This is a genomic window from Mesorhizobium sp. WSM4849, assembly GCF_055811385.1.
The window spans coordinates 261971-286898 of sequence record NZ_JBVVPW010000002.1; the positions used below are offsets into that span (position 1 = coordinate 261971).

Here is a 24928-nt window from a genome sequence, read left to right on the forward strand (position 1 = left end):
GGGCGATGCCTCATTTGATGGCGCCCTGTGTCAGGCCGCGCACGAAGTACTTTCCACCGAACAGGTAGATCAGCAACGGCGGCAGCGCGCCGATCAGCACGGCTGCGCTCATCACATCGTAAGCGCGGGCGGTCGTGCCGCCGGCAGTGAGGGCGACCAATGCCGCCGTAATCGGCTGCCGCTGGCCGGATGTGAAGACGACGCCGAACAGATACTCGTTCCAGATACCTGTGAATTGCCAGATGACGGTGACAATCAAAATCGGCGGCGACAGGGGCAGGATGATCTTGCGAAAAATCCGCCAGAAGCCGGCGCCGTCGATGCGTGCCGCCTTGATAAGGTCGTCCGGTATGCTGACGTAGAAGTTGCGGCAGAACAGGGTCGTGAACGAGATGCCCTGGACGACGTGTATCAGTACCAGCCCATACGTCGAATTGGTCAACCCGAGTTTGCCGAGCAGGAACGCCCACGGCATCAGCGAGATCTGGCCGGGCATGAAGACGCCGAGCAGCATCAGATTGAACAGAATTTCCGAGCCCTTGAAGCGCCATTTCGACAGCACGTAGCCGTTCATCGCCCCGAGGAGCGTGGAGATAACCGTCGCGGGGATCGTCATCCAGAGCGAGTTGAAGAAATTGCGCTTCATGCCTTCGCAGGTGCCGCTGACGCAATAAGTGCCCCAAGCCTCCCTCCACGCGTCGAGGCGGAAGCTGCGCGGCAGGGAGATGAGGCCGTTGCGGGCAATCTCGGACTGCTCCCGCAACGAGTTGAAGACCACGACCAGCAGCGGTGCAAGGTAGATGACAGCAAATAGCGTCAGCACCGCATAGATAAGAAAGCGACTCCAGAAATATCGCCGCGTAGCGGCGGCCGCTTCGGGATCATGCCGGGCGTTGAGGGCAATGTCAGCCATTGCGGCCCTCCGCCCGCCTGCGCCAAACGATCCACACGGAATAAGGCACCAGCACAACCGCAAGGGCGGCGAGCATCATCATCGCCGCAGCGGCACCCTCGCCGATCTGCCCGCGCTGGAACATCAGGTCGTAGACGTAGATCGCCGGGTCGACACACCTGGCCCACCCCGCGTCAACGCCGCCACCAGGTCGAACGTCTTGATGGCGAACTGGATCTGAATGACCGCCACCGCCAGAAAAATCGGGGCGATCGTCGGCAGGATGACCTTCCGATAGGTTCGGGAAACCGAGGCGCCGTCGATCTGCGCTGCTTTGATGAGATCCGGATCGACCGACCGCAGGCCAGCCAGGAAAAGCGCCATTGCGAAGCCAGACGACTGCCAGATACCGGTTATGATCACCGCATAGATTGCGGTGTTGCGGTTGGCCGTCAGGGCGAAGCTGAAGTCGGTCCAGCCGAGCCCCCGCACGAAGGCCTGGATGCCGTCGACGGGATTATAGAGCCAGCTCCACACCGTACCGGTGACGATGAAGGAGACTGCCAGCGGATAGAGGAAGATGGTGCGCCAAACCGCCTCGCCGCGAACGCGCTGGTCGATCAGGATCGCCAGAAGCAGTCCAATGGCCATCGAGCCGACAATATAGAAGCCGCTGAACAGGAAGAGGTTCGTATAGGCGATGTTCCAGCGCCGGTTCGCCCAGAGCGAAGCATAATTGTCCAGACCGACGAACCCATAGGTCGGCATCAGCGACGAATTGGAGAGCGAGAGATACAGCGTCCAAATCGTGAAGACGAAGACATAGATGAAACTCGCTGCAAGCGACGGCGCCAGCACCAGAATGGGCACCATCGTGCCCAGGCGCTCCCGCCACGGGGCTGCGGGAGGCACAACCGGTACAGTCAGGTCATGCGTGGACATCGGCTGCTCCGGCGAAGTCAGGCCGGGCGTGCCGCGCCGGGCCAATCATCGGCAGCTTCTTCACATCTGCGCTTCGGCCGCATCAGCCATCGCACTAGCTGCGTCCTGCGCGGTCATGTCCGGCGTCGCCACGAATTCGGTGACGGTATCCATGATCGCGCCGCGCACCTTCTGCGGGATCGTCATGTTATGCGCCATCGAACGGACAAGCGTGCCGCCATCGATCGACGCCTGCAGGTCCTTCTGGGAAAGCTGCTGGCAAGGATTGAAGCCGTTCGAAAGATCGACGTCGAGACGGGCCGGGATCGAGCCCTTGGTCTGATTGAAAATCGTCTGGAACTCAGGCGACAGGATCGTGCTGGCGAGCAGTTTCTGCCCCTCGACGTAGTCCGGATCCTTCTGCTGGAAGAACACGACCGAGTCGGAATTCAGGATGAAGCCCGGCTTGCCCCAGTCAGTCGGCGCCTGGGCGCAGACATAGTCGGTGCCCTCCTTGAAGCCGCCGGCCGTGAGCAGGCCGAGCGTCCAGTCGCCCATGATGTGGAAGGCGGCCTCGCCGCGGCCGACCAGATGCGACATGGTATCCCAGTCGCGCCCGTTCATGCCGGGGTCCATATATTTCGTCGTCATGGTGCGGAACTGTTCGAAGGCCTTGACCATGCCGTCGCTGCGCATCGCCTCGACGTCACCTTCGACGAAGGCCTTCTTGAAGAGATCGAGATCCATTCCGTAGACCACGACCTCGAACACCGTCGAATCGGTCCAGTCGGCAGTCGAGTGCGAGATGCAGATTTTGCCTGACGCCACGATCTTGTCGCAGGCGGCGTTGAAGTCCGCCCACGTCTTCGGCACCTCGGCGACGCCTGCTTCCTGCATGACCTTCGGCGATGCCCACAGCCAGTTGATGCGATGGATGTTCATCGGCGCCGCCACCCAGCTTCCGGTCGGCTTCATCACCGGCAGCAATTCGGGAGCGACGACCTTCTCCCAATTTTCCGCTGTCGCCAGTTCGTCGAGATTGGCTGTCATGCCGGTCTCGTTCCATTCGGCGATCTCGGGTCCCTTGAGCTGCACCGCGGGGGGTGCATTGCCGGCGATAACGTCGGCGCGCAGTTTCGCCAGCGTGTTGGCCGTGTGGCCCGCGATGGAGGTCTGCTGCCAGGTGCCACCCTTAGCGGTAAACATCTCGCCGAGCTTGGCGATAGCCTGGGCGTCCGATCCGGTCGCCCATTGATGCAACAGGTTGGTCTTGGGCTCTGCGAGCGCAGCTCCCGCAACAAAGGTGTACGCCGCAGCGGCCGTCCTCAGGTATTCCATCGTTTCACTCCCATATGTGATGTACGGTTCGTATCGACCGCTTGTGGACGCAATTTGAGCTCGCCGCAGACGGAGATGCGTATCTCCGTTCTTTCCAAGATGACATATTTGAGCTATCAGTCAACGTGATTTGTGCTCATCATGAACAAACCTTCGCTTAGAAATTGGCTGATCGACAGGCCCTCCGCGTCACCGGAGAGCCTGATCGTGCGATGCCTGCGTGAGCGCGGCGTGCTTTCTGCGTCGCAAATCACGCATATCACCGGATTGGCGAGATCGACGGTTTCAACCGCGCTCAATGGCTTGAGAAAGTCCGGAATGGTGATCGAATCCTCGGCCCACCATGACGGGGCCAGGGGCATTGGCAGGCCTGCCGCGACCTTGACGCTCAATCCCGCTGCGGGCACCTGCGTCGGAATCCACCTAGGCCTCGATGAGATGCGGTGCGTCGTCGCCGACGTGTCGCATTCTGTCATTACCGAACAAACTATCCCCATGGGTCTGGACTACCAACCGCAACAGGCGGCCCGGCTCGCCAAATCAGCAATTGCCCAATGCTACGAAGAGAACGGTCTGCCGATGGCGGGGCTCCTGGGGGTTGGGGTTTCCGTCTCGGGCCCTGTCAGCCGCGAAGGAGTGGTGCAGCGTGCGAGTATTGTTCCGACCTGGGCTGGGGTCAACATCCGCGATGTGTTCGGGCCGGTTCTCGAACAGCCGATTTTCGCCGACAACGAGAGCAACTGCTCCGCCATTGCCGAGCTGATGTGGGGCGCGGCCGTCGGCCAAGACGATTTCGTGCTGTTCAAGATCGATCTCGGCGTCGGCGGGGCCATAGTCCAGCATGGCCGGCTGGTGACGGGCATCGCCGGCGGCGCTGGCGAATTCGGGCATATCAGCCTCGATCCCGGCGGCGATCTTTGCCGGTGCGGCAATCGCGGATGCCTGGAGCTCTATGCGAGTTTTGCCCGGCCGCTCGAGCAGATTTCGCGCATCGTGCGGCGGCCGGTCACGATGGACGAGGTGATCATGATGGCTGAACAGGGCGACGTCGGGGCGCTGCGGATGATCGAGGACACCGCGGACTTCGCCGGCCGTGGTCTTGGTCTGATCGGCTCGGTGATCAATCCGCCACTCATCGTCATCGGTGGCCGCATGGCGTTGGCAGGCGACATTCTCCTGGCACCGCTGATCGCGTCATATGAACGCCACACGCTCATCAAGTCCCGCGATCTCGCGCCCGCCCTGCGCACGCGGATAATTGTCGGCAAGCACACAGAGAACGACGCATTGCTCGGCGCAGTCGGCCTGGTGCTGCGACACAACAGCCGGCTGCAATGATCTAGCTTTGCGCCGAGTGGCGCCCCGGGTCAGAACGTGACGCATGAAAACCCCTCACTGGAAGTGTTAAGCGCAATACGCTATATGACCATCTACATAGTCAGGAACGTGACATGAGTGTGATCAACCTGGCAGATGCCAAAGCCCATCTGAGCGAGCTAGTGGATCGGGTCGAGGCAGGAGATTCGATCGACATCACCCGGCGGGGTAAACCGGTCGCACGGCTCACCGCCGTGGCGAGACCGCGGCAGCGGATCGACGCGACCCTCCTGCAATCCTTGACCACGACCATGCCGCCTCAGGCCGAGAGTTCTGCCGATCTGGTACGGTCGATGCGCGATGGCGACCGCTACTGATGCACTATCTCGACACGTCGCTGATCGTTGCCGCCCTCTCAAATGAAGCGATGACGCCGCGCGTTCAGAGCTGGCTGGCGGAGCAGGATCCGGCGCAGCTTCTGATCAGCGACTGGACCATCACCGAGATGTCGTCTGCCATGGCGATCAAGCTGCGAACCGGGCAGATCAACCTGGAGCAGCGTGCAGCAGCGCTCGCGATGTTCCACAAGCTGGTCGCCGAGAGCTTCACCGTGCTGCCGGTCACGGGCGGGCATTTCCGCACGGCGGCAAAGTTAGTCGATCAGCATAGTCTCGGGCTTCGCGCTGGTGACGCGCTGCATCTCGCCACGGCATCGGAGCATGGCGCTACGGTGCATACGCTCGACCAAAAGCTCGCCGAGGCTGGACCGGTTCTCGGCGTGCCGACGCAGTTTCTGGCATGATGCGAGCCCCTCTCCTCCCTCGCCAATCCTGCTGGGAACGCCGTTCGACGCCGCCCCCGTGACCGATCCAAAACAGCACGATGTCACGCACGTCCGCAGACTAGAACGCCTTTCTCTCAGTCGGCCACGACCTGCCAGGTATCGTCCGGGTTGAAGCGGTCGATGTATTTGACGATCTGCTCGGTGGTTGGGCCGAGGTCGGTCTCGTAGACGACGCCGTGCTGGTTGACGGCGAAGGTTTTCACGCCGGTTTCGCCGTATTTGGCAGGCCAGGCGATGAGGCCGAAGCCGGCGATCATGTTGCCGTTTATGACGTAGTCGTAGGCGCCTCCGGCGATATGGTCGCCCTGGCCGGTCAGAATCTTGTACTTGTAGCCGAAATAGCCTTCGCCCTTGGCCGCGTCCTCGAGCTCGGCCTCACTAACGGCGTCACCGGCCGGACTCTCGCCGTTGATGTCGTCGGTCGGCCAGTAGAGCCCGTCGGTCGCGCCTTCCGAGCTTATCAGTTTCTGCGCGAACTCCTCCACGCCATCCTCGTCGCGGTCCTGCGATGCATAGTCCTCCTGCGCGTCGACATAGGCGCGCACCGTCTCGATCGCGGTGAGCTCGTTCTCGCCGACATACCGGTTCACGATCTCTTCGAGCCCGGCATAAGTGTCGAAAGCCCATTTGCCGTCCTCGCCCTTGACGATCGGAAAAGGCAGCGGCCACAGCTTGTCGCCGATCTGCAGCGTGCGGCGGTCGCCCTCGCCATCGACGACAAGCTGCTTGGCCACCCCCTCCTTGATCGCCGCCAGCGTCTCGTCCGAGTTCTCGTCGGCCTTCAGCTTTTCCGCATCGAGGCCGAGAAGGGCCGCAACCGCACCGTTGCCGGCGTCATTGAGGGCCTGCTTAAATGCTTCGACCGCTGCCTCGGGCGTATCGAAGACGGGCGGCTCGGCGGCGGCCGCAAAGGCGGTGATCTCCGGCGCCTCCGGCGCATCCTGTGCGGCGGCTGGCTGCGAGACAGCGATGATGCCCACTGCAAGCGCCACGGCGCAGACAGAGCGGAGAAGGATTGTATGCAAAAGTCCCGTGTGACGGGTGGTGCTGAACATCTGTATCATGATCCTGTCCTCCCGTTCCGTTAACGCCGGCGTCCGCCACTGGAGCGCTTGATCTGCTTGTGGCCGCCACCGCCGCGCTGGCCACCACCCATCGATTGGTGGCCGCGGTTGGAGCTGACCTTGGTCGCCTTGCCGCGATCGACGTTGCCAAGCCCCGACGGTTTCTTCGGCCGGTTGTCGACCCTTGCCGCAGGTTTTGGCTTGCCGGCCGGGCGGCTCACCTTGGCCGGCTTCGCCGCCGGGCGATTGGCGGTAGGCTTGGCCGCAGGTTTCTGGATGTTGGCGGGCTTGGCGGGGCGGGTCACGTTGGCGGGCTTGGCCTTCAGCCCGTCCAGCGTGCTCTTGCGGATGTCTCTCGTTGCAGCCGTCTTGCCCGGCACCCTGTTGGCGAGTTTGTCGTTCTTCTTGATGTCGCGTGCGCGGTCGCGGATGGCGTTGTCGCCGTCCTTCTCGATGCGGTTCTTGATATTGTTCTGGTCGAACTTGTTGAACTGGTTGCGATTGATGTTGATCTTGTCGCGGTCGATGTTCTTCCAGTCGACGTCGTTGAAGTTGATCTTGCCGTTGAAGTCGCGATTGTTGAAGCAATTGTTGCAGTCGATATCGATGTCGTTGCCGTCCCAGCGACCGCCCCATACACCCCAGTCGTCCCAGTCGACGGCGGCGGCCCAGATGGCGCCGGTCACAGCCCCGGCGAAAAAGGTCGCTCCCGGATACCAATAGTAGGGGTAAGGATCGGGATAATAGCGGATCGGTTCCCACACGTAATCCGGCTCATAAAACATCTGCGGCGGATATTGCGGGACGTAGATCACGTCAGGGCTTGCCGACTTGATGACGAAATTGTCGTTCTCCTTGACCACCTGGATCTTATCGTCGGTCTTGATGACGCCCTTGGCGACCGCCTCGTCGCGCAGCTGCTGGATGGCAACCAGCACGTCCTTCTGCTGGTAGGCAATGGCGTCGCCGAGCGCCTGCGTCCATTCGAGGTCGTCGCTCATCATCTTTACAATGTCCGGATAGTTGAGCAGCGACACCACCGAGCCGTCCCAGCTGTCCTTGGGCTTCAGGCCCTTGTCCTTCTCGTACCGCTCAAGGAACCGCGCCGCCTCGACGATCTGCAGCGGATAGAGTGCAGCAGCCGTGATCACCGCGATCAGTTCGTCCGGATAGAGCGCGATGCGCGCCACCAGCACCTCCATCTCGTCCGCGCTCAACGGCTCCGGCGAGGCCGCCGCATCGCTGGATGCGTCAGCCGCCGCGACCTGTTCTTGTGCAAAGACAGAATGCGCCGAGCCAGGCCCGGCAAGCAGCAGCGCCAGCGCCGCAGCGCCGACCTTCAACAAGTCATTGCCCGTCATGCTTCGATCCTCCCTGTCTGTCTCTGTCTCGGCAAGCCTAACGCCGGGCCCTCATTTGGGAAAGAGGAACGTCACCGCACCGCGGAAGCCTAGCCCGTCGGGCCGCTGTCGGGGCTTTCGGTCCAATAGCGCACCCGGCGGTGAAGCTCACTGGCTGATGGCCAAACTTGGTAAGCTTAGCCACAGTGAAGTTCACTGGAACCGACCAGTCCTCGGTTTCCCAATTGTATGTGCTTTCCGTGTTGACGCCGAACGTCCACGCGTCGGCAGTCGTGTAGGAGACGAAGGGCTGCAGGAAGGTGGAGCTGATATCCGCCCGGTCGCCCTCGCCGGCAAAGGACCAGATGTGGTCCCCCAGCGCGCCGAACGTCCAGCCGTCGATCTGCTTGAGGACGACAGCGGTCGGACCGGCGCCCCATTTGCCGCCGCCTAGCAGATCCTCGGTCGCGGTCGGGATGAGAAACGCCGGACCTACGCCCCAGACAATGCCCGACGGCCCCGGGTTCTTGGGCGAGAAGAAGCTTTGGGTGATATCGCCAAGGCCGGACTGCTCGCCCGAAGGTCCGGCGATGTCGTTCTGCCAGATAACAGGCAAGATGGTGCGCGAAATCATGTTCCAGTCGTCGTTAAGCGAGACGGGGATAACCGGCTGGATGTTGAGCACGGCCTTCTCGCCGTCATTCGGGCCGAAGCCTTCGTCGTAGTTGAACTGGAGAGGAACACTGATCAGCGAGGCGATCGGATTGGAAAGCTTCTTGGCAAGATCCTGGCTGTCGTCCTGGGCTGCAGCGAAATCGCAAAAGACAGATACGACGGCAAAGGCGATGCCCGTAGGAATGGTTTGGATTGCTTTCATGCAAACGCCTCCCGGCAGCGCGAAGTCACTTATTCGTTAGACAATCCCAACAAGGCGTCATCGATAGCAGACAGCAAAAAAGTGGCTGCGAAAGGCTTGCGAAGAAAGGCCACGCAGCCCGCGTCGCGCGCCTCCGCTTCAAGCGGTTCGTCGTCAACGGCGGTGATGAAGATAATCGGCAAGCTAGAGCCCAAATCGCGAAGCCAGCGCCGCAGCTGGATTCCGGACATGTTGGCGAGGTGAATGTCGAGCACCAGGCAGCCGATCGAGCCGGCAAAATCGGATTCAAGAAACGTCTCCGCCGACGCGTATCCATGCGTTTGGTGACCGTGCGCGTTTAACAACCGTTCGATGCTTCTCCGCATGCTCGGATCGTCTTCCACGACGGCCACTGTTCGTGGCGGGCTTTCCACATTTGGCTCCTCGAAGGGGCGACGCGTGCGAGTATCAACGGAGAGATTGTGGGCCGAGTTAACGTCACTGGATATTGGCCTTTGGGGAAGCACCGAATGTTGGATTTGAGCCTGTTTGCGCTGCCCGAACGGCCCCCAGCCTCTCCGCGATCGATACCATCTCGGCGAGGGACGTAACGCCCAACTTTTCCATGACGCTGTGCCGATGCGCCTTGACCGTGCGCTCGGAGGTGTTCAGGTCGTATGCAACCTGCTTGTTACGCCTGCCGCGAACGACCAGATCGAAAACCTGGATTTCGCGTGGCGTTAGGCTGAACACTTTGGTCTGGAGCGCCTGAATCTGATCGTGTCCGGCGCGCCGTTTTTCATTCTTGGCGAGCGCGCGCTCGATCGCCTCACGTAAGATTTGGGACGAAATGGGTTTCTCCAGAAAATCATCGGCACCTGCCTTCATTGCCTGAACACTCGCGGCAATCGTGCCTTGGCCCGTCAAGAAGACGATGGGTAGCAGCGGGACCGCCAGTACGAGCCTTTCCTGCAGCTCCGGACCGCTGAGCCCTGGCATGCGCAGATCAAGAAGGATGCAGCCGGCTTCCGATTCCGGCAGCCGCGCCAGGAAATCCTCGCCCGACTGGTAGCCGCTAACCCGAAAACCATAGGTTTCGACGAGACGTCCGAGCGCCGTTCGAAACGATGCGTCGTCATCGATAATGTGAATGAATGGTTCCATAGGCGTTCAAGTGGCCTCCGCGAGCGGCAGGACGAAGCGGAACACCGCGCCGCCGCCGACGCGATTGTCCGCCCAGATCTTTCCACCGTAAGTTTCCACGATCGCGCGAGCGATGGAGAGCCCCAGCCCGGTTCCGGTTGGCTTTGTCGTGTAGAATGCTGCGAAGATACTATCGAGATGGTCTTTTGGGATGCCCCTGCCGGTGTCTGAAATCGACATCTCGACCCTGGCATCGCCCTGTAACGCCGTCTGAAACACAAGCTTGCGGTTCGCTGTTACCGATTCGACCATCGCGTCCATTGCATTGGTCGCGAGATTCAGGATGACCTGCTGCAGATGAACCTTGTCGGCGCGAACCGGCAGTCTGCCCGTGGATTGCTCGGCGCTTACGGCCACCTGTTTCTTCGCGGCTTCAGCGCGCAAGATACAAATGGCGCCGTCGACGACCTCATTGAGGTCAAACTCCTGCCAGTCGATCGCACTCCTTTTCTTCAGCATACCCCGAAGGCGAAGAATAATATCGCCTGCTCGCTGGTCGTCGTCCCTGATGTCAGCCAAAATCTGCTGGATGAGATCCAGATCAGGCGTCTTTCCCTTGAGTATCATCTCCGCTGCCTCGGCATTGCTGAGAATGGCGCCCAGCGGCTGGTTGAGTTCGTGAGCGATCGATGCCGACAATGCGCCTGCGGTTGCAGACTGATTCATGTGGACCAGCTCAAGGAGACGCTGGCTGGATTCACCTTCGGCGGCGAAACGCCGGCGTCGCTCGAAGAGCAGCCCAGTGATGATCAGGGCCTGTAAGGCGACCAGGGCAATGGCTCCCGCGACCAAATCGCCATGCTGCTCCCAAAGCATAGGTTCTCTGAAACTCAACGCGGTCTCTGCAGGAAGCGCGCTTTCCGACAGGCCCCATCGCTTTAGCTGCCTTGCGTCGGCAAAGAATGTTTGCGGCACTTCGATGTCTGTGATCGGCTTTCCCGCGAGTGCATCCAAAGCCAAGCCGGCGACCGCGTTTCCCAAGGACTCGAAGGTTACCGAGTTTCCGCCTACGACACCTTGACCAAGGTAGGTGTCATAGGGGCCATAAATCGGCGCACTGGCCTTCGCCGCCACTATTGCTAAAGCGTCTTTGGGCAGGAAGTTGCGGCCTGTACTATCGGCAAGAATGGTGAGGAACAGGACAATACTGTCCGGTGGAAAGTGGGAGGCACGCTCCACGAATTCATCGATCGAATAACCTTCCAGGTAGGTGGTTGCGTAATCTTTTGAAGCGACTGCGAGGTCGGTTCTAGCGCTGTCAAGCCAAGTGCGATCGAAAGCTGCCGAACCGCCAATGATGAAAAGATTTTCGGCGTCGGGCTGGAGGGCGCGGGCCAATTCGAGCGTCTTGGCAATATCGAATTCGCTGAAAGCCCCGACGACATCTGCCGGCAAGTTGAGTTTCGAAGCACTGTCACGCCCGAAGCCGCAGAACACGATCTTTGCGTCGGGCGCGATCGCCTCACGGTTATTGACGATGAAACGGGTTGCCGATTCGCCGAGCGCGATCACGACGTCCGGGCGATGACCGACGTATTTCTCGGACATATACCGCGCCATGCGGTCGATATGGGCTTCCTCGGGAAACCTCGAGAGGTCCAGGAACTCCGAGAAGAGATCGACATTGCCGGACGTCGCCTCGATAAGCCGATTTCTGGCGTTCTCCCCGGCAATCGAGCTTGCGGGCAGTCGCTCGTCATACGGATGGAGGATGAGCACACGCGGAGACCGGCCGACGACCTCAGCTGCTGCAGAGCCGCCGTCCAGAAAAATCGCAATCAAAATTGCAACAAGGAACCTGACCGCGTTCTGGGCGCGTCGGCGCGACCGAACAGGCGGATCGCACAGCATGATGGATACCCCCTCACAAGCCAAGCTTTTAGCTGGGAAAGTAGATCGGGCAGCGTTACCGCATCTGCACCTGAACAACTTCCCCAAAGGACAATATCACCATGTGTTAGCTAGGGCTACCGTAGCGTGATCTTGAGCGCTCCGACTGGTGACGGGAGGTCGTTCAGGCTCGAAATCGTGCCGTGGGCGGTGGCGAGGCATCTATCCGTAAGCAACCAGAGGAGAGGGAAATGAGTCGTAGAATCCTTGACTGCAGCATTGGGATACTGACCGCTGCGACGGTCCTTTGGGGCGCGCATGCGCCGGCACAGGCCCAGGATGCGCAAAAGCCCAACATCCTGTTCATCATGGGCGATGATATCGGCTGGATGCAGCCCAGCATCTATCATCAGGGCCTGATGGTCGGCGAAACGCCCAACATCGATCGCATCGGCCAGGGAGGTGCGAAATTCATGACCTACTATGCCGAGCAGAGCTGCACTGCCGGGCGTACCGCCTTCATCACCGGCATGCAGCCGGTGCGCGTCGGCATGGTCCTGCCGGAGATTCCCGGAAGCCCGTCCTACCTGCGGGCCGGCACGCCCCACCTCGCCAGGTTCCTGAATGATCTCGGCTACTCGACAGGTGAGTTCGGCAAGAACCATCTCGGAGATACCACCGAATCCCTGCCGACCGCACACGGGTTCCAGGAATTTTGGGGCTACCTCTATCACCTCGACGCCATGCAGGGCGTGAGCTTCCCTGACATCAACAAGAGCCCAACCGAGCAGGGGATCGCGCCGCCCTGCATGAATACACCGATCCCCGGCCTGGCCGAGGTTCCGGGCGCTGTCGATCCGAAGACCACAACCTGCCTGACGCCACCGCGTCCAATGCTCGCGTGCACATCCTCCGACGGATCCCCGGCAAATCAGTCCTGCAAGGACGAGGGCCCGCTGACGCTGGAGCGGTCAAAGACCATCGACGAGGAAATCTCCGCCAAGGTCGTCGACTTCCTCGACCGAAACGACCCGAAGACGACCAACAAGCCGTTCTTCGTCTGGTACAACCCGGCCCGCATGCACATCACGACGGTGTTGCCGGACAAGTATCTCAATATGATCGGCGAGCCCGGCGGCAAGGACTGGGGCATGAACGAAGCCGGCATGAAGCAGATGGACGACAATATCGGCGTCGTCCTGAAGAAGCTGGAAGACATGGGCCAGCTCGACAACACCATCGTCGTCTTCACCACCGACAACGGAGCCGAGACGATCACCTTCCCGGATGGCGGCACCACCCCGTTCAAGGGTGGCAAGCTCAGCACCTGGGAAGGCGGCATGCGGGCACCACTGGTCGTTCGCTGGCCGGGGCATATCGAGCCCGGCACCGTCAAGAACGACATGTTCTCGGCGCTCGACTGGCTGCCGACGTTGGTGAACATCGCCGGCGGCCCCAAGGGCGACGAGCTGAAGAAACAGATCGAGGCAGGCACGTATCCGAATGTCGTCAAGACCACACTCGATGGGATCGATCAGCGTGACTTCCTGGAAGGCAAGGCGCCGTCTGCGCGCGACTCTTTCTTGTACTATTCCGGCAAGGAGCCGTCGGCGGTCCGCTACAAGAACTGGAAGATGTACTTCGCGATGGTTTCGGATGACCCAGCCGGGTTCATAAACGGAGTAATGCCCTTTGCCTGGACCCAGGTCGTCAACATCAAGCGCGATCCGTTCGAGACCTCGGTCGGACAGCAGATCAAGACACTTTTCGGTATGGGCGGCTCCATCGCGTCACCGTCCACCGCCTACGTCTATGACTGGAACATCCTGCCCATCGGCCAGCAGTTGTGGCTGAAGCATCTCGAGACCTACATCGCCTTCCCGCCGCTCCAGGACCCTGCAAGCTACAATCTGGAGCAAGTGATGGCGCAAGTCCGGAGCATGAAGACAGGTCACGACTGACGCACCCGCCAATGCCGGACGCCCCAGGGCGTCCGGTCGTGCGTGAGCCCGGCTGCGCGCCACCCAACAGGCGCACGGTCCGATCGACTTCCCCAAAGGACAATATCATCAAGCGTTGCTCGGATTTACCGTCGCGTCAGCCTTGTGTGCTGACTGATCAAGCGAGGGGCGCACGGGCGCGGAATCGTTCCAATTCGGGCGGTTGGCGAGATTTCCAGCAGGAGGAGCTGAACATGAGACCTGGAATTCCGAGTTACGGCATCGCAACCTGGGTGACCGCAATTGCGCTTTGCGGCGGTATGGCATCGGTTGCCTATGCGCAGGACGCGCAAAAACCGAACATCGTCGTCATCATGGGCGACGACATCGGCATGTGGAACATCGGCGCCTATCACCGCGGCGTGATGGCGGGCCGCACGCCCAACCTCGACAAGATCGCCGCCGAGGGCATGCTCTTCACCGACTATTACGCCGAGGCGAGCTGCACGGCTGGCCGGGCGAACTTTATCACCGGCGAGCTTCCGATTCGCACCGGCATGACCACCGTCGGGCAGGCCGGCGCCACCACCGGTCTGCCGGCCGAAGCGATCACTCTCGCGACTGCCCTGAAAGACATGGGCTACACCACCGGCCAGTTCGGAAAGAACCACCTTGGCGACTTGAACGAGTTCCTGCCGACCGTCCACGGCTTCGACGAGTTCTTCGGTTACCTCTATCACCTCGACGCCATGGAAGACCCTGCACACCCGAACTACCCGCAGGACCTGCTGGACAAGGTGGGGCCGCGCAACATGCTCCACACTTGGGCGACCGAAACTGACGACCCGACCGTCGACCCACGCTGGGGCAAGGTCGGCAAGCAGAAGATCGAAGACGCCGGCACTCTCTATCCCGAACGCATGGAAACAGTGGACGACGAAATCCGCGACAACGCCTTGAAGTTCGTGGAGAAGGCCAAGGCTGACAACAAGCCTTTCTTCTTGTGGCTCAACCCCACACGCATGCACGTCATCACCCATCTTTCGCCCAAATACGAGGCCTTGCGCAACTCGGAGAACGGCTGGTCGCTGCAGGAAGCCGGTATGGCTCAGCTCGACGATGACGTCGGCCTGGTGATGCAGAAGCTCAAGGACCTTGGCGTTGATGACAACACCATCGTCATGTTCACCACCGACAATGGCACCGAGACCTTCACATGGCCTGATGGCGGCAACACGCCGTACCGGGGGCAGAAGGGCACGATCTACGAAGGCGGCTTCCGCGTACCGGCCTTCATTCGCTGGCCGGGCAAGATCGCAGCAGGCAAGGTGGAGAACGGCATCATGTCCGGGCTCGACTGGCTGCCGACCTTCGTGGCCGCCGCAGGCAACCCCAACATCAAGGCCGAACTGCTGGCGGGAAAGCAGATCGGCGACCGCACCTACAAGAACTATCTCGACGGCTACAACCAAATGGACCTCATCACCGGCAAGGGACCATCGGCTCGGCATGAGATCTTCTATTTTGGAGAAAGCACACTCGGCGCCGTACGCATAGATGACTACAAATACCGCTTCATCGAGCAACCGAACGGTTGGCTCGGAGCCAAGGAGCACGTCGACGCACCGTCGATCACGAACCTTCGCCTCGATCCGTTCGAACGCCTGGGCACGCCGGCAAACGGAACGCTCGACGGCGCACAAGGGTACTTCAACGAGTGGTTTATGTACCAGTTCTGGCGCTTCGTGTTTGTCCAACAGCAAGTGGGGAAGCTGGCCGAGACCGCGATCGAATTCCCGCCGATGCAGAAGGGCGCGAGCTTCAATCTCGACGCTGTCAAGGCACAGATCGAGGCGGCTAGAGCAGCGATGGCCAAGTAACGGGAGGGCTTATGGCGGGCGGCTTTCCCGGGCCGCCCGCCATGGTGGCTACACGCTTGATGTCCACCACCGACCGTGGCCCCGCCAGCCACTTACGCATGAGGAGACAGCCGCCATGAGTAACATCTCGGTTCATTCAGCCGAAAAACGACGCGGATATTCGAAACGCTTGGCAGTGCTTGTAGCTTGTTTCGGATTGATGCTTGGCTCCGGGACAGCACAGGAAAATCCCGTCACGGCCATCGACATCGCGCTGGAACCGGACGCAACGATGATCCAGCACGCGGAGGCTGCTAATGCCAACCTGCGCAAGGTTTTCCCGCAGGGCTACCCATTAGATGCAACGCACAGCCCGCACATCACAATGCTACAGCGGTTCGTCCGGACGGACGCCCTCGACAAAGTCTACGCTGCCGTCGGCGATGTAGTGGCCGGGGAGAAGCCAGCCGGATGGACGCTAAAGGCGTTCAAATATGACTATGTCGTCTGGGATAAGGCCGGTGTGACCGTGATTTTGATCGAGCCGACCGACCAACTCATCCAGTTCCAACAGGAACTGATTGACGCAGTTGCCCCCTTTATCGTCGATACAGGGACATCTGCTGCGTTCTTCACCACGCCGGAAGACCCCGACATCAACCAGCCAACGATTGACTATGTGACTCGCTATGTGCCGGACTCAAGCGGCAAAAAACTCGTGCCCCACGTCACCGTAGGCCTGGCCCCCCCGGATTATCTTAGGAAGATGGTCGCCGAACCGTTCGATGCTTTCACGTTCTCGCCGGCGGCGGTGTCGGTTTATCAGCTTGGCAACTTCGGAACGGCAGCCAAGCAACTCGCTAGCTTCTGAGGAGATGGCTATGAAAGCTCTGCTTTTCATAATTGGCTTACTGACTCCGGCCGTTGCGCTTGCCCAGTCCGACCCGCTGCCGTCTTGGAACGACACCGCGCCGAAGGCTGCGATCGTCGAGTTCGTCGAGAAGGTGAGCAAGGAGGGTTCGCCCGACTTCGTGCCGGAGCCCGAACGCATCGCGGTGTTCGACAATGACGGCACGCTGTGGGTCGAACATCCGATGTATGTGCAACTCGCCTTCGCGCTCGACCGTGTAAAAGCCGAGGCGCCAAGTCATCCCGAATGGGCGACCACCCAGCCGTTTCAGGCCGTGCTCGAAGGCGACATGAAGGCGCTCGCAGCAGCCGGTGAAAAGGGCCTGGTGGAACTCATCATGGCGACCCACGCCGGCATGACCGTCACGCAATTCCAGACAATCGTGACCGACTGGATCGCCAACGCGCGCGATCCACGCTTCAAGAAGCCTTATACCGAGTTGGTCTACCAGCCGATGCTCGAACTTCTCGCCTATCTGCGGGCCAACGGGTTCAAAACCTTCATCGTGTCTGGCGGCGGCATCGAGTTCATGCGCCCCTGGACGGAAAAGGTTTACGGCGTTCCGCCGGAACAGGTGGTCGGCTCTTCGATCAAGACGAAGTTCGCGATGAAAGACGGCGCGCCGACGCTGTTTCGGCTGCCTGAGGTCAACTTCATCGACGACAAGACCGGCAAGCCGGTTGGCATCCAGCAGCATATCGGCCGCAGGCCAATCGCGGCTTTCGGCAACTCGGACGGTGACCTCGAAATGCTGCAATGGACGACGCTTACCGACGGCGCACGCTTCGGCTTGATCGTTCATCACACCGACGCAGAGCGCGAATATGCCTACGACCGGAAAAGCGAGTTCGGCCATCTCGACCTGGCTCTCGACGCCGCCGCCATCAACAAATGGACGATCGTGGACATGAAGGCCGACTGGAAGCAGATCTTTCCGGGAAACTAGAGCCAGCGTGTGAACGCTTGGATTCCGCCACTTAGACGAGAGGATAATTCTATGAACGTCAATCGCATCATGACCACGATAGCCCTCGCAGGCGGCCTGGCTTTGGCAACTGCCGGCGCAATGGCACAGGATTCCGCAGGGAAGCCGCACGTGCCACTGCAAAAGACCATCGGCCAGGCTACTCCGACCGGTCCGATTCCGTCGCTCGCCGTCATCAATGCGCAGGGCGCCACGCTCGACGGCGGCAAGCTCGTCCTGACCGGCGTTTCGAAAAACTCAATCGTCTTTGCCGATCGGCCGGTGCGGGCCGCCGGTCATGTTGCGACCGAGCAGTTCATTATGCAGTGGGATGAGGGCAAGGACAGCTTCGCCGTCGACCCGCCGAACGCAACGGTCTCAGTTCTTGGGGGAGACGGCTCGGAGGTGGATGATGCCGTGGTTACGCTCAAAGCGCCGAAACTTGAGGGGAACACGCTGACGTTCGACGTTGTCGTTCTGGAAGGCAGTCTCAACAATGCGAGCGGGCCTGCGGCACTTTTCATTGACGCCTTCGCGTTTCGCGGACCGGGCGGTGGCGGATTCGCCCATGTGGGCGGCTACGGCGGCGCGGTCTGGCATGGTGGCGGATACGGTTATCACGGTGGCGCATACTGGCATGCTCCTGTCTATCGTGGAGCTTGGTATGGTGCTGGCGCTGTGGCGGGGGCCGCAGTTGCCGGAGCCGCTGTTGGCGCCGCTGTCGGGGCCGCCGCCCCATACGCATATCCGCCGTACTGCGGATATTATCCTTACCCCCCGTGCTATTGAGACAATCTGCAACAAGGACGCTGAGCACGGTTTACAAAATGATTTTCAGCGGTCTGATCCTGATGGCCTCCTTTGCGCTCGCCGGCCCTGGGCGAGCGCAAACGATCAGCTATGGCGACGCCATCACGGTATTTGCCAAAGACTGCGGCGCAGACATCAAGAAATATTGCAGGGGCCTCAATCTCGGCAACAACGAGATCCGCAATTGCGGTGAACAGGCGTGTGCAGCTCATCAATTTGGGCGTGGCAAACTGAGTGCGAGCCTAACGTGAACCAACATGCTCGAATGCGCGTCCCGCTTGTCGTTGAGCATCCTCGGGAGGCGAGAACTATCAGGATTTTGACGGTGCTGGCAGTGTTGGGCGCAACATCCGACGCGATGGCAGAAAGTACGTCCCTGGGAATATCGGTGACGTCCGACCGGCAGGAACAGGACCTTAGCGTTCCGCAAAGCACCAAGGTCGATGTCAGCGCGTCGCACACGTTTGATGTCGGCGTCATTCTGGGTGCCTCGGTCCAATATTCCGACACTGCCTTCAGCAATTCCGCGACCGCAAACCTCGAAACTACGGCAGGCTATCGAGTTCATTTCAACGATATAGTCTCTGTCATGGGCAGCGTCGGGGTTGGCGCACGGATGCAGGTATCGGGGGACGGCGACGACATTGCATACTATGTGCTGCGCACAGAGGCTGATATAAAGCTCAACAACACAGTGGCCTGGAATGCCATTGCGTTTCGATACCGCGATGCATTCGATGTCGATGACGACTACCTAACGCCGCAGCTTGCGACCGGCTTCACTTTTAAACTGGACGAGCACAATTCAGTTTCGAGCAAGGTCCAGTATAACTGGAAGGACTGGAACCCGGACACGATAGGCTTCGAACTAAGCTATGCCCATTCTTTCTAGACGCTCGTTCGAGCGCCTGCCCCATCACCCGTCCTAGCTGGTGATTGGCATTACAGCGTGCTCATGCCAACCGAGCGAAGCCCGTCATGAATGACCGTAACTTGCCTGGCCGAGCCGCTGCTAGTCTGGCAATAGCAGCGCTGGGCTCCTTGCTTGTGATAACTACGCCCAGGGCCGGTCTGGCTGCAGAAATAAGTGGTTCCACATCTGATCCACAGATCTCCATTCACGACGGGTTCGTCGACGAAAAAAGATGCGTCTCATGCCATGCGGACCAGGCAGCGGCCTTCGCCAAATCGAACCATGCCAAGGCTATGGCTGTCGCAGACGACAGCACGGTGCGCGCGAACTTCGATGGTGCTCGCTACGAGCATGACGGCGTCCTGACGACCTTCTTCAAACGGGGAAGCCAGTTTTTCGTTCGGACCGAGGGACCGGACGGCAGGCAGGGCGAGTTTCAAGTCAAATACACCTTCGCTTACGAACCGCTGCAGCAGTACCTCGTCGACATAGGCGGCGGCAGGCTGCAAGCGCTCGATATCGCCTGGGACACGATCAGACGGGAATGGCTCTGGCTCGGCACAGGCAAGCCCGCAAAACCCGGCACGACTTACCACTGGACCGGACCCTTCTATCGCTGGAACCGGACTTGCATCGACTGTCACTCCACCGATCCTCAGGCGAATTTTCAGCCGGAGACCGACGAGTACAAATCGACCTATGTCGCGACGAGCATCGGCTGCCAGTCATGCCACGGTGGCGGCGCGAAACATGTGGACTGGGCCGAGGCGGGCACTTCCCAATCGCTCGCCAACTTCGGCCTCGCCCCGGTTGACCAGGATGTGTGCTTGGGCTGTCATTCTCGACGGACGAAGCTTCTCGGCGGTCACGGGCCAGGAAAGGCTTTTCTCGATCATTTCTCACCGAGCCTGCTGCGCCCGGACCTATACTTTCCAGATGGCCAAATCCTGGACGAGGTGTTCGAATACGGCTCGTTCCAGCACAGCAAGATGGCGAGAGCCGGCGTCGTCTGCCTCGACTGCCACAGACAACACGAGGCGACCCTGAAAGCGGAGGGCAACTCCGTATGCACCCAATGCCATACCGAGACAAAGCCGGAGCGATTTACGGACTTCGACCCGAGCGGGGATTTTGACACGCCCGCGCATACACATCACCCAGCAGGTTCCGCGGGCGCCCTCTGTGCAAACTGCCATATGCCCGAGCGCACCTATATGAAGGTCGACCCGCGGCGCGACCATTCATTCGTCATTCCACGGCCCGACCTGTCGATAGCCTACGGCACTCCGAACGCCTGCACGACTTGTCATGCAACTCAGACGAACGAGTGGGCGGCGGAAGCGATGGACAAATGGTATGGCGCAGCCTGGCGCGAGCGCCCGACCATCGCCCATGCCTTCGCAGGTGCTGCCCAAAACGATCCGGTAGCTATCGAAGCTTTGCGTGCGCTCGTCGCCGACCGGGAACAGGCGGCCATCGTCAAAGGCAGCGCGATCGTGGAGATGGGACGCCTCGGCGGCGATGCCGTTTTTGCAGATGTGGCTGCCGCGGCAGCAAGCCCCGATCCGCTCGTCCGGCTCGGTGCGGCACAGGCTGCCGGCAGCCTGCCGCCTGAACTGCGGCTCAATGCCATCGGCAAGCTGCTTGCCGACGAGACGCGCGCCGTTCGGGTAGCCGCTGTGACGGCTCTCGGCGATGCGCCGACGAATGATCTGCTCGGTGACCAGCGCCGCAGCTTCGACGTCGCGCTGGAGGATTTGCGCGCCTATGTGCAAGCCAATGCGGACATGGCTGAAGCACAGAACGCGTACGGTCTCTTCCTGATGGGTCAGCGTCAAGCGGATAACGCGGAGGCTGCGCTGCGTCGCGCGATCTCGCTCGACAGCAGCCTCGCCGGAGCGCACGCCAATCTGGCCGAAGTTTACAGGGCGACCGGCCAGAACGAGAAGTCGGAAAGTACCTACGCTGAGGCCATTAGGGTTTCGCCCGAAGATCCGCTGCTCCGATACGGTCACGCCCTGTCGCTGGTTCGCGCGAAAAACATGACTGGCGCAATAAGCGAGTTGGAGGCTTCGGTGCGGCTTGCTCCAGCCAATGTTCAATACAGGACCACGCTAGCGATAGCTCTCGACTCGGTCGATCGCACAGGCGATGCATTCCAAATGCTTGGCGAATCGGTCACCAACGGCTCCGCCGATCCGAACCTGCTCGGCACCGCCATTCAATTTGGGCTTAAGTTGCGGCGCTACCCCGAAACGCTGAGACTGGCTGAAGAACTTGCCCGGCAGCAACCGGACAACGCGCAACTTGCCGACTTGATCGTGCAATTGCGCGCTAGCCGATGAGTGGGAACGCTTGCAGATATTCAGCCAGCGGCAGCTATTGGCCTAACTTTCCTGTTCAATGAGCATAAGCTCCGCCTTTTCTGCCGTCAGCCGCGACCTGTTCTTGTGCGAAGACAGGATGCGCCGAGCCAAACCCGGCAAACAGCAGCGCCAGCGCCGCAGCGCCGACCTTCAAAATATCATTGCCCGTCATGCTTCGATCCTCCCTGTCTGTCTCTGTCTCGGCAAGCCTTAGGCCGGGCCTTTCTTGCAGTATTTGTCACGTTCTGCGTGCAATGCAGCGGAAACCTAAATGGCACGTCGACATATCGATCGGCTGCGCCATCCGCGCGGCCGGGGGGTAGCGCCGGCAATAGTTGGGCGCGCAAAGATGCGATCCGCCTTTCATCACCTTGCGCGGGATTCTGATCTGCGGCTGCCGTGGATCGAGGCTGTCCTCCCGTTTGGCACCGCGGGGGTTGTCAACCGTGCAGCACGGGCTGTCGATCTTGCGAAGCTGATCGGCGTTCTGCGCGGTGGCAGAGGCAGCGACCCCCAATAACAGGAAGATGGACAACAGGTAGCGCTTCGCGGCGCAAGCAAGATTCGGCTTTCCTCAATGAGCCAAGGAAGAACTCTTCGTTCTGCGCACGGGCAACCGCAACGAGACCACTGCTGCGTGTTCTTCACCAAATCCGGCTTTTTTTCGAGCCAGGCGCGTTCACACTGAGCGATCCGTGCGTGAACATCTTGGTCCGCCAGAGTCGCACATTTACAAGAGTCAACAGATCAACCGACGTCCTTGCTTCAACCATTGCTTCTCGACGCGACTCGATGATCGCCGCTTTCTATTCACCCTGTACAGGCTGGGCTGCTTTTTGCTGGGCAAGCGATATCACATTAGCCGCAGCCATGGCCGCCTGCTTCTCATCGGTTCCCACCTGGACCGTGGGCTGGGCAAAATGGATGCCGTTCTCTGCGAACGCCTGCTGGATCATGGTGTAGGCCTTGCGCCTGACGCCGAATTGGTGACCGGGCTTGGTCATGAAGGCGAAGCTCAGCTCGATGCCGAAGTCGCCGAACTGCTCGACGCCCTTCATCTTCACCGTCTCGATGATCTCCGGCGCCAGTTCAGGATCAGCAAGCAATTCCGCACCGATACCCTTCAAGAGCTTCTTCACCTTCCTGATGTCGGTGTCGAACGACACCCGGATCCTGAACTTGTCGATCACCCAGTCGCGGCTCATGTTCTGCACCGCGCCAAGGTCGCCGAACGGAACCGTGAACACCGGGCCGCGATGATGGCGCAGCTTCACCGAGCGTAGGCTGAAGGACTCGACGGTTCCCTTGTAGCTGCCGCTCTCGATGTACTCACCGACCCGGAAGGCATCGTCGAGCATGTAGAAGACGCCGCTGAGCACATCCTTGACCAGGGTCTGCGAGCCGAAGCCGATGGCAACCCCGAAGATACCCGCGCCGGCGATCAACGGAGCGATCTGCACGCCGAGCCCCGAAAGCACCATGAGAACGGCCACAGTAGCAAGCAGCACAGCCAGCATGTTGCGGAAGATCGGCAGCAAGGTCCTGAGCCGGCTCCGGCGTGCCGCCTCAGCCGGCGTGTTTGTGTCGTCGACCGCGGCCAGTTCCAGCGTCCGGCCGATATAGGCTTTCGCCAGTTGCCAGATGAGATCGGCAACCAGCAAGATCAGGACACCGTGGAACAGGCCGCGCACGATGCGGTTTATCGTGGTATTACCTTCTGCCATTGCACCTGGGTCCAGGCGCCAGACCAGGCTCAGCCACAGCACCGCGAGCAGGATCACCAGCGCGCGAACGCCTCGGTTGATCAGCACTGTGCGAACGGAATTCGCCGAGGTGGCATTGTCCGGCCGGACCACCAGCGCCTCTGCCACATGGCCAGCGATGGTCAACGCCTTTGACAATAGCAAGGCATAGATGCCGAGCCATAGCGCGCCGTTGAGATCGGCGACCCAGAGCCCCCAGAGGAGAACCAGGTAGATGGTAAGGAGCCATTCCCTCGTGCTTATGCGCTGTGTGGTCGCTGGGCCGCCTGGACGCCGCCAGACCATCTCGACGGCGAGGACCAGAAGCCCGATGCCCAGCAGATAGGCGATCAAACGCGTTGCATCCGGCGAAAAGCCCAGGTGCGGAAGCAGGCTGACGGTCGCCCATCCGGCCATCAGATAGCCGGTGAAAACGGCCAGCCGGCGATACCAGAAATGGGCTTCGGCATCGCTCGCCGGAACAAGCCGGACCGGTTTCTCCTGTCCCGCCGGAATGGCGCTGCCATTCGGTGCAAGCAGGATACTGCCGATGGCCATCACCACCCGCGCGACGATGAATGCGACCAGATAGGTCAGGATGACAACGCGCAGCAAGGCGGGCCAATCGAAGGCCAGGAAAACCCCAGCGCTTACGAGGGAAAACACGACGAGCGGCGCCAGTTCCGCGAGTAATCGGGCGGCACGATTGGCCTCGCGTGCGGCGCTTGCATCGGCTGCCTGGCCCGAGCCAGGCTGCTTCACTCCGCTCACCGCACGCTTGAATAGCCACTCCGCTCCGAAGCCAAGCGCCAGCAAGGCTGCGAAGAGAACAAGTATGGTGGCGAATCCACGGTTGTTGATTTCTGACCTCACAATTCGGACGGCGTTTGCGGCCTCGCCCGGGATGCGCGGAACCGCGTTACGCAACGCAACGAGATGGCTGCGAATGAGGCTGTCCCAGACCGCCATCTGCGAGGCGGCTGGCGCACCTGGTTTGTCCGCAGGGGGCACTGCCATGGCGTCCAGCCGCGCGCGGATGTCGGGATCATCAAGCATCTTGATGAACGCCTGAAATTTTTCATCCGCCACCGGCATGGTCGAAGTTTGCTGCGCCTGCGCCATCGAGGCGCTGCCCATTGCCGCCAACCACACCAATGCCAGCACGGCCATGACGCACACCGCCAAAAATGGCGACTTTTGCCGGGATATCTCGATCGCTCTCATGCTGCCCTCCGCGAAAATCCGATCTCGACTGATCTACCCAGTCACCGAGCAGGCTCCCAAATAACAACCAATCCTTCGAGCCACATTATCACCAAAGCTCCACTTTCTTTCATGCTTTGAGGCATGCTTGGCGAGCTGGATTTCGCGATTTCGTCCCTCGAGTATCCCGCTGGCCTCCCCGTCAGTCAGCTCGGCCGCCTAGCATGCGGGTCGAGTTCATCCGCCAAGCGGATGGAAGGGTCTATGTCCTTGGCGGCGTTCTCCTTTGCCCGATCATAGTCGCCTTTTGCGTAGTAAGCGATGGCGATGACCGCATAGGCCTGATGCAGCTTCGCCAGCAACAGTCCGACTACGTAACTTACATACTGATACTGGCACCATCAAAAAGACTGTGCGCATTCTAGCGCATAAGGGATGAGGCATTCCGCGACAGTAGGAGCTGCTCTACGGGAGGCTGAAGCATCGGAAAATCGGCCGCCGCGGTGATGGCGGCAGGTCACATCGGAAGGAGAAGGCATTGATTGTTTTCGGTCTTCTACTCCGCTGTCGGGCAACATTTCGGCGGCCCAGGATGACACAAGAGAACTAGCCAAGA

The 24928-nt window shown here is 60.5% G+C and carries 21 protein-coding genes and 4 pseudogenes; 12 read left to right on the plus strand and 13 right to left on the minus strand.

Annotated elements, in window-relative coordinates; translation table 11 throughout:
* Positions 1-10 precede the first annotated feature (10 nt).
* The 3 genes and pseudogenes from AC0L3L_RS03090 to AC0L3L_RS03100 all read right to left on the minus strand — a co-directional run bounded on the left by AC0L3L_RS03090 (position 11) and on the right by AC0L3L_RS03100 (position 3151).
* Positions 11-913 (minus strand): carbohydrate ABC transporter permease, encoded by a 903-nt coding sequence (locus AC0L3L_RS03090; RefSeq protein WP_473636512.1) that lies wholly within the window; start codon positions 911-913, stop codon positions 11-13.
* Positions 906-1834 (minus strand): annotated as a pseudogene (locus tag AC0L3L_RS03095) (carbohydrate ABC transporter permease). The gene AC0L3L_RS03090 and the pseudogene AC0L3L_RS03095 overlap by 8 nt, the downstream one beginning before the upstream one ends.
* A 60-nt stretch (positions 1835-1894) precedes the next feature.
* Entirely contained in the window at positions 1895-3151 is a 1257-nt protein-coding gene (locus tag AC0L3L_RS03100) for an ABC transporter substrate-binding protein (protein WP_473636513.1), read from the minus strand.
* 141 nt (positions 3152-3292) lie between these two features.
* Here AC0L3L_RS03100 and AC0L3L_RS03105 point away from each other — a divergent pair.
* The 4 genes and pseudogenes from AC0L3L_RS03105 to AC0L3L_RS03120 all read left to right on the plus strand — a co-directional run.
* A pseudogene (locus tag AC0L3L_RS03105) lies at positions 3293-3421 on the plus strand (hypothetical protein); the annotation flags it as partial.
* A gap of 111 nt (positions 3422-3532) precedes the next feature.
* Positions 3533-4489 carry an ROK family protein gene (locus AC0L3L_RS03110; protein WP_473636566.1) on the plus strand — a complete coding sequence of 319 codons (957 nt, stop codon included), beginning with the start codon at positions 3533-3535 and terminating at the stop codon, positions 4487-4489.
* A gap of 113 nt (positions 4490-4602) precedes the next feature.
* Positions 4603-4845 (plus strand): type II toxin-antitoxin system Phd/YefM family antitoxin, encoded by a 243-nt coding sequence (locus AC0L3L_RS03115; protein WP_473636514.1) that lies wholly within the window; start codon positions 4603-4605, stop codon positions 4843-4845.
* Positions 4845-5270: a type II toxin-antitoxin system VapC family toxin gene (locus AC0L3L_RS03120; RefSeq protein ID WP_473636515.1), complete on the plus strand. Its 426-nt coding sequence runs from the start codon at positions 4845-4847 to the stop codon at positions 5268-5270. Before AC0L3L_RS03115 ends, AC0L3L_RS03120 begins: the two co-directional genes overlap by 1 nt.
* Before the next feature lie 116 nt (positions 5271-5386).
* On the opposite strand, the gene AC0L3L_RS03125 is transcribed toward AC0L3L_RS03120, so the two are convergent.
* The 6 genes and pseudogenes from AC0L3L_RS03125 to AC0L3L_RS03150 form a co-directional block, all read right to left on the minus strand.
* Positions 5387-6376: a DUF2950 domain-containing protein gene (locus AC0L3L_RS03125; RefSeq protein WP_473636516.1), complete on the minus strand. Its 990-nt coding sequence runs from the start codon at positions 6374-6376 to the stop codon at positions 5387-5389.
* Between the two features lie 20 nt (positions 6377-6396).
* Positions 6397-7737: a DUF3300 domain-containing protein gene (locus AC0L3L_RS03130; RefSeq protein WP_473636517.1), complete on the minus strand. Its 1341-nt coding sequence runs from the start codon at positions 7735-7737 to the stop codon at positions 6397-6399.
* Positions 7738-7788: 51 nt separating this feature from the next.
* Positions 7789-8593: pseudogene (locus AC0L3L_RS03135) on the minus strand (transporter).
* A 29-nt stretch (positions 8594-8622) separates the two neighbouring features.
* Positions 8623-9006: a response regulator transcription factor gene (locus AC0L3L_RS03140; protein ID WP_473636518.1), complete on the minus strand. Its 384-nt coding sequence runs from the start codon at positions 9004-9006 to the stop codon at positions 8623-8625.
* A gap of 64 nt (positions 9007-9070) precedes the next feature.
* Positions 9071-9736 (minus strand): response regulator transcription factor, encoded by a 666-nt coding sequence (locus AC0L3L_RS03145; protein WP_473636519.1) that lies wholly within the window; start codon positions 9734-9736, stop codon positions 9071-9073.
* Positions 9737-9742: 6 nt separating this feature from the next.
* Positions 9743-11626 carry a sensor histidine kinase gene (locus AC0L3L_RS03150; RefSeq protein ID WP_473636520.1) on the minus strand — a complete coding sequence of 628 codons (1884 nt, stop codon included), beginning with the start codon at positions 11624-11626 and terminating at the stop codon, positions 9743-9745.
* 230 nt (positions 11627-11856) lie between these two features.
* On the opposite strand from AC0L3L_RS03150, the gene AC0L3L_RS03155 reads away from it, so the two are divergent.
* The 8 genes from AC0L3L_RS03155 to AC0L3L_RS03190 all read left to right on the plus strand — a co-directional run bounded on the left by AC0L3L_RS03155 (position 11857) and on the right by AC0L3L_RS03190 (position 21346).
* Positions 11857-13566, plus strand: coding sequence for an arylsulfatase (locus AC0L3L_RS03155; protein WP_473636521.1), 1710 nt, complete (start codon positions 11857-11859; stop codon positions 13564-13566).
* Positions 13567-13865: 299 nt separating this feature from the next.
* On the plus strand, positions 13866-15425 hold the full coding sequence (locus tag AC0L3L_RS03160) for an arylsulfatase (protein WP_473636567.1): 1560 nt from the start codon (positions 13866-13868) through the stop codon (positions 15423-15425).
* Between the two features lie 115 nt (positions 15426-15540).
* The gene (locus AC0L3L_RS03165) at positions 15541-16275 is read left to right on the plus strand and encodes a 2'-5' RNA ligase family protein (protein ID WP_473636522.1); all 735 of its coding nucleotides are present in this window, start codon (positions 15541-15543) and stop codon (positions 16273-16275) included.
* 4 nt (positions 16276-16279) lie between these two features.
* Positions 16280-17260: an HAD family hydrolase gene (locus AC0L3L_RS03170; RefSeq protein ID WP_473636523.1), complete on the plus strand. Its 981-nt coding sequence runs from the start codon at positions 16280-16282 to the stop codon at positions 17258-17260.
* A gap of 51 nt (positions 17261-17311) precedes the next feature.
* A complete protein-coding gene (locus tag AC0L3L_RS03175) occupies positions 17312-18067 on the plus strand; it encodes a hypothetical protein (RefSeq protein WP_473636524.1) in 756 nt (251 codons plus the stop codon).
* Positions 18068-18105: 38 nt separating this feature from the next.
* Positions 18106-18339 (plus strand): hypothetical protein, encoded by a 234-nt coding sequence (locus tag AC0L3L_RS03180; protein ID WP_473636525.1) that lies wholly within the window; start codon positions 18106-18108, stop codon positions 18337-18339.
* Positions 18340-18413: 74 nt separating this feature from the next.
* The gene (locus AC0L3L_RS03185; protein ID WP_473636526.1) at positions 18414-18980 is read left to right on the plus strand and encodes a hypothetical protein; all 567 of its coding nucleotides are present in this window, start codon (positions 18414-18416) and stop codon (positions 18978-18980) included.
* Between the two features lie 86 nt (positions 18981-19066).
* Positions 19067-21346, plus strand: coding sequence for a tetratricopeptide repeat protein (locus AC0L3L_RS03190; protein WP_473636527.1), 2280 nt, complete (start codon positions 19067-19069; stop codon positions 21344-21346).
* A gap of 55 nt (positions 21347-21401) precedes the next feature.
* Here the strand turns inward: AC0L3L_RS03190 and AC0L3L_RS03195 are convergent, their stop codons facing one another.
* From AC0L3L_RS03195 to AC0L3L_RS03210, 4 genes and pseudogenes are all read right to left on the minus strand, one after another.
* Positions 21402-21539, minus strand: a complete 138-nt coding sequence (locus tag AC0L3L_RS03195) for a hypothetical protein (RefSeq protein WP_473636528.1) — start codon at positions 21537-21539, stop codon at positions 21402-21404.
* Positions 21540-21605: 66 nt separating this feature from the next.
* A pseudogene (locus tag AC0L3L_RS03200) lies at positions 21606-21833 on the minus strand (SUMF1/EgtB/PvdO family nonheme iron enzyme); the annotation flags it as partial.
* Between the two features lie 340 nt (positions 21834-22173).
* Complete coding sequence (locus AC0L3L_RS03205; RefSeq protein ID WP_473636529.1) at positions 22174-24333, minus strand: mechanosensitive ion channel family protein; 2160 nt, start codon at positions 24331-24333, stop codon at positions 22174-22176.
* A 185-nt stretch (positions 24334-24518) separates the two neighbouring features.
* Positions 24519-24674, minus strand: a complete 156-nt coding sequence (locus tag AC0L3L_RS03210; protein ID WP_473636530.1) for a hypothetical protein — start codon at positions 24672-24674, stop codon at positions 24519-24521.
* Between the last annotated feature and the right edge of the window lie 254 nt (positions 24675-24928).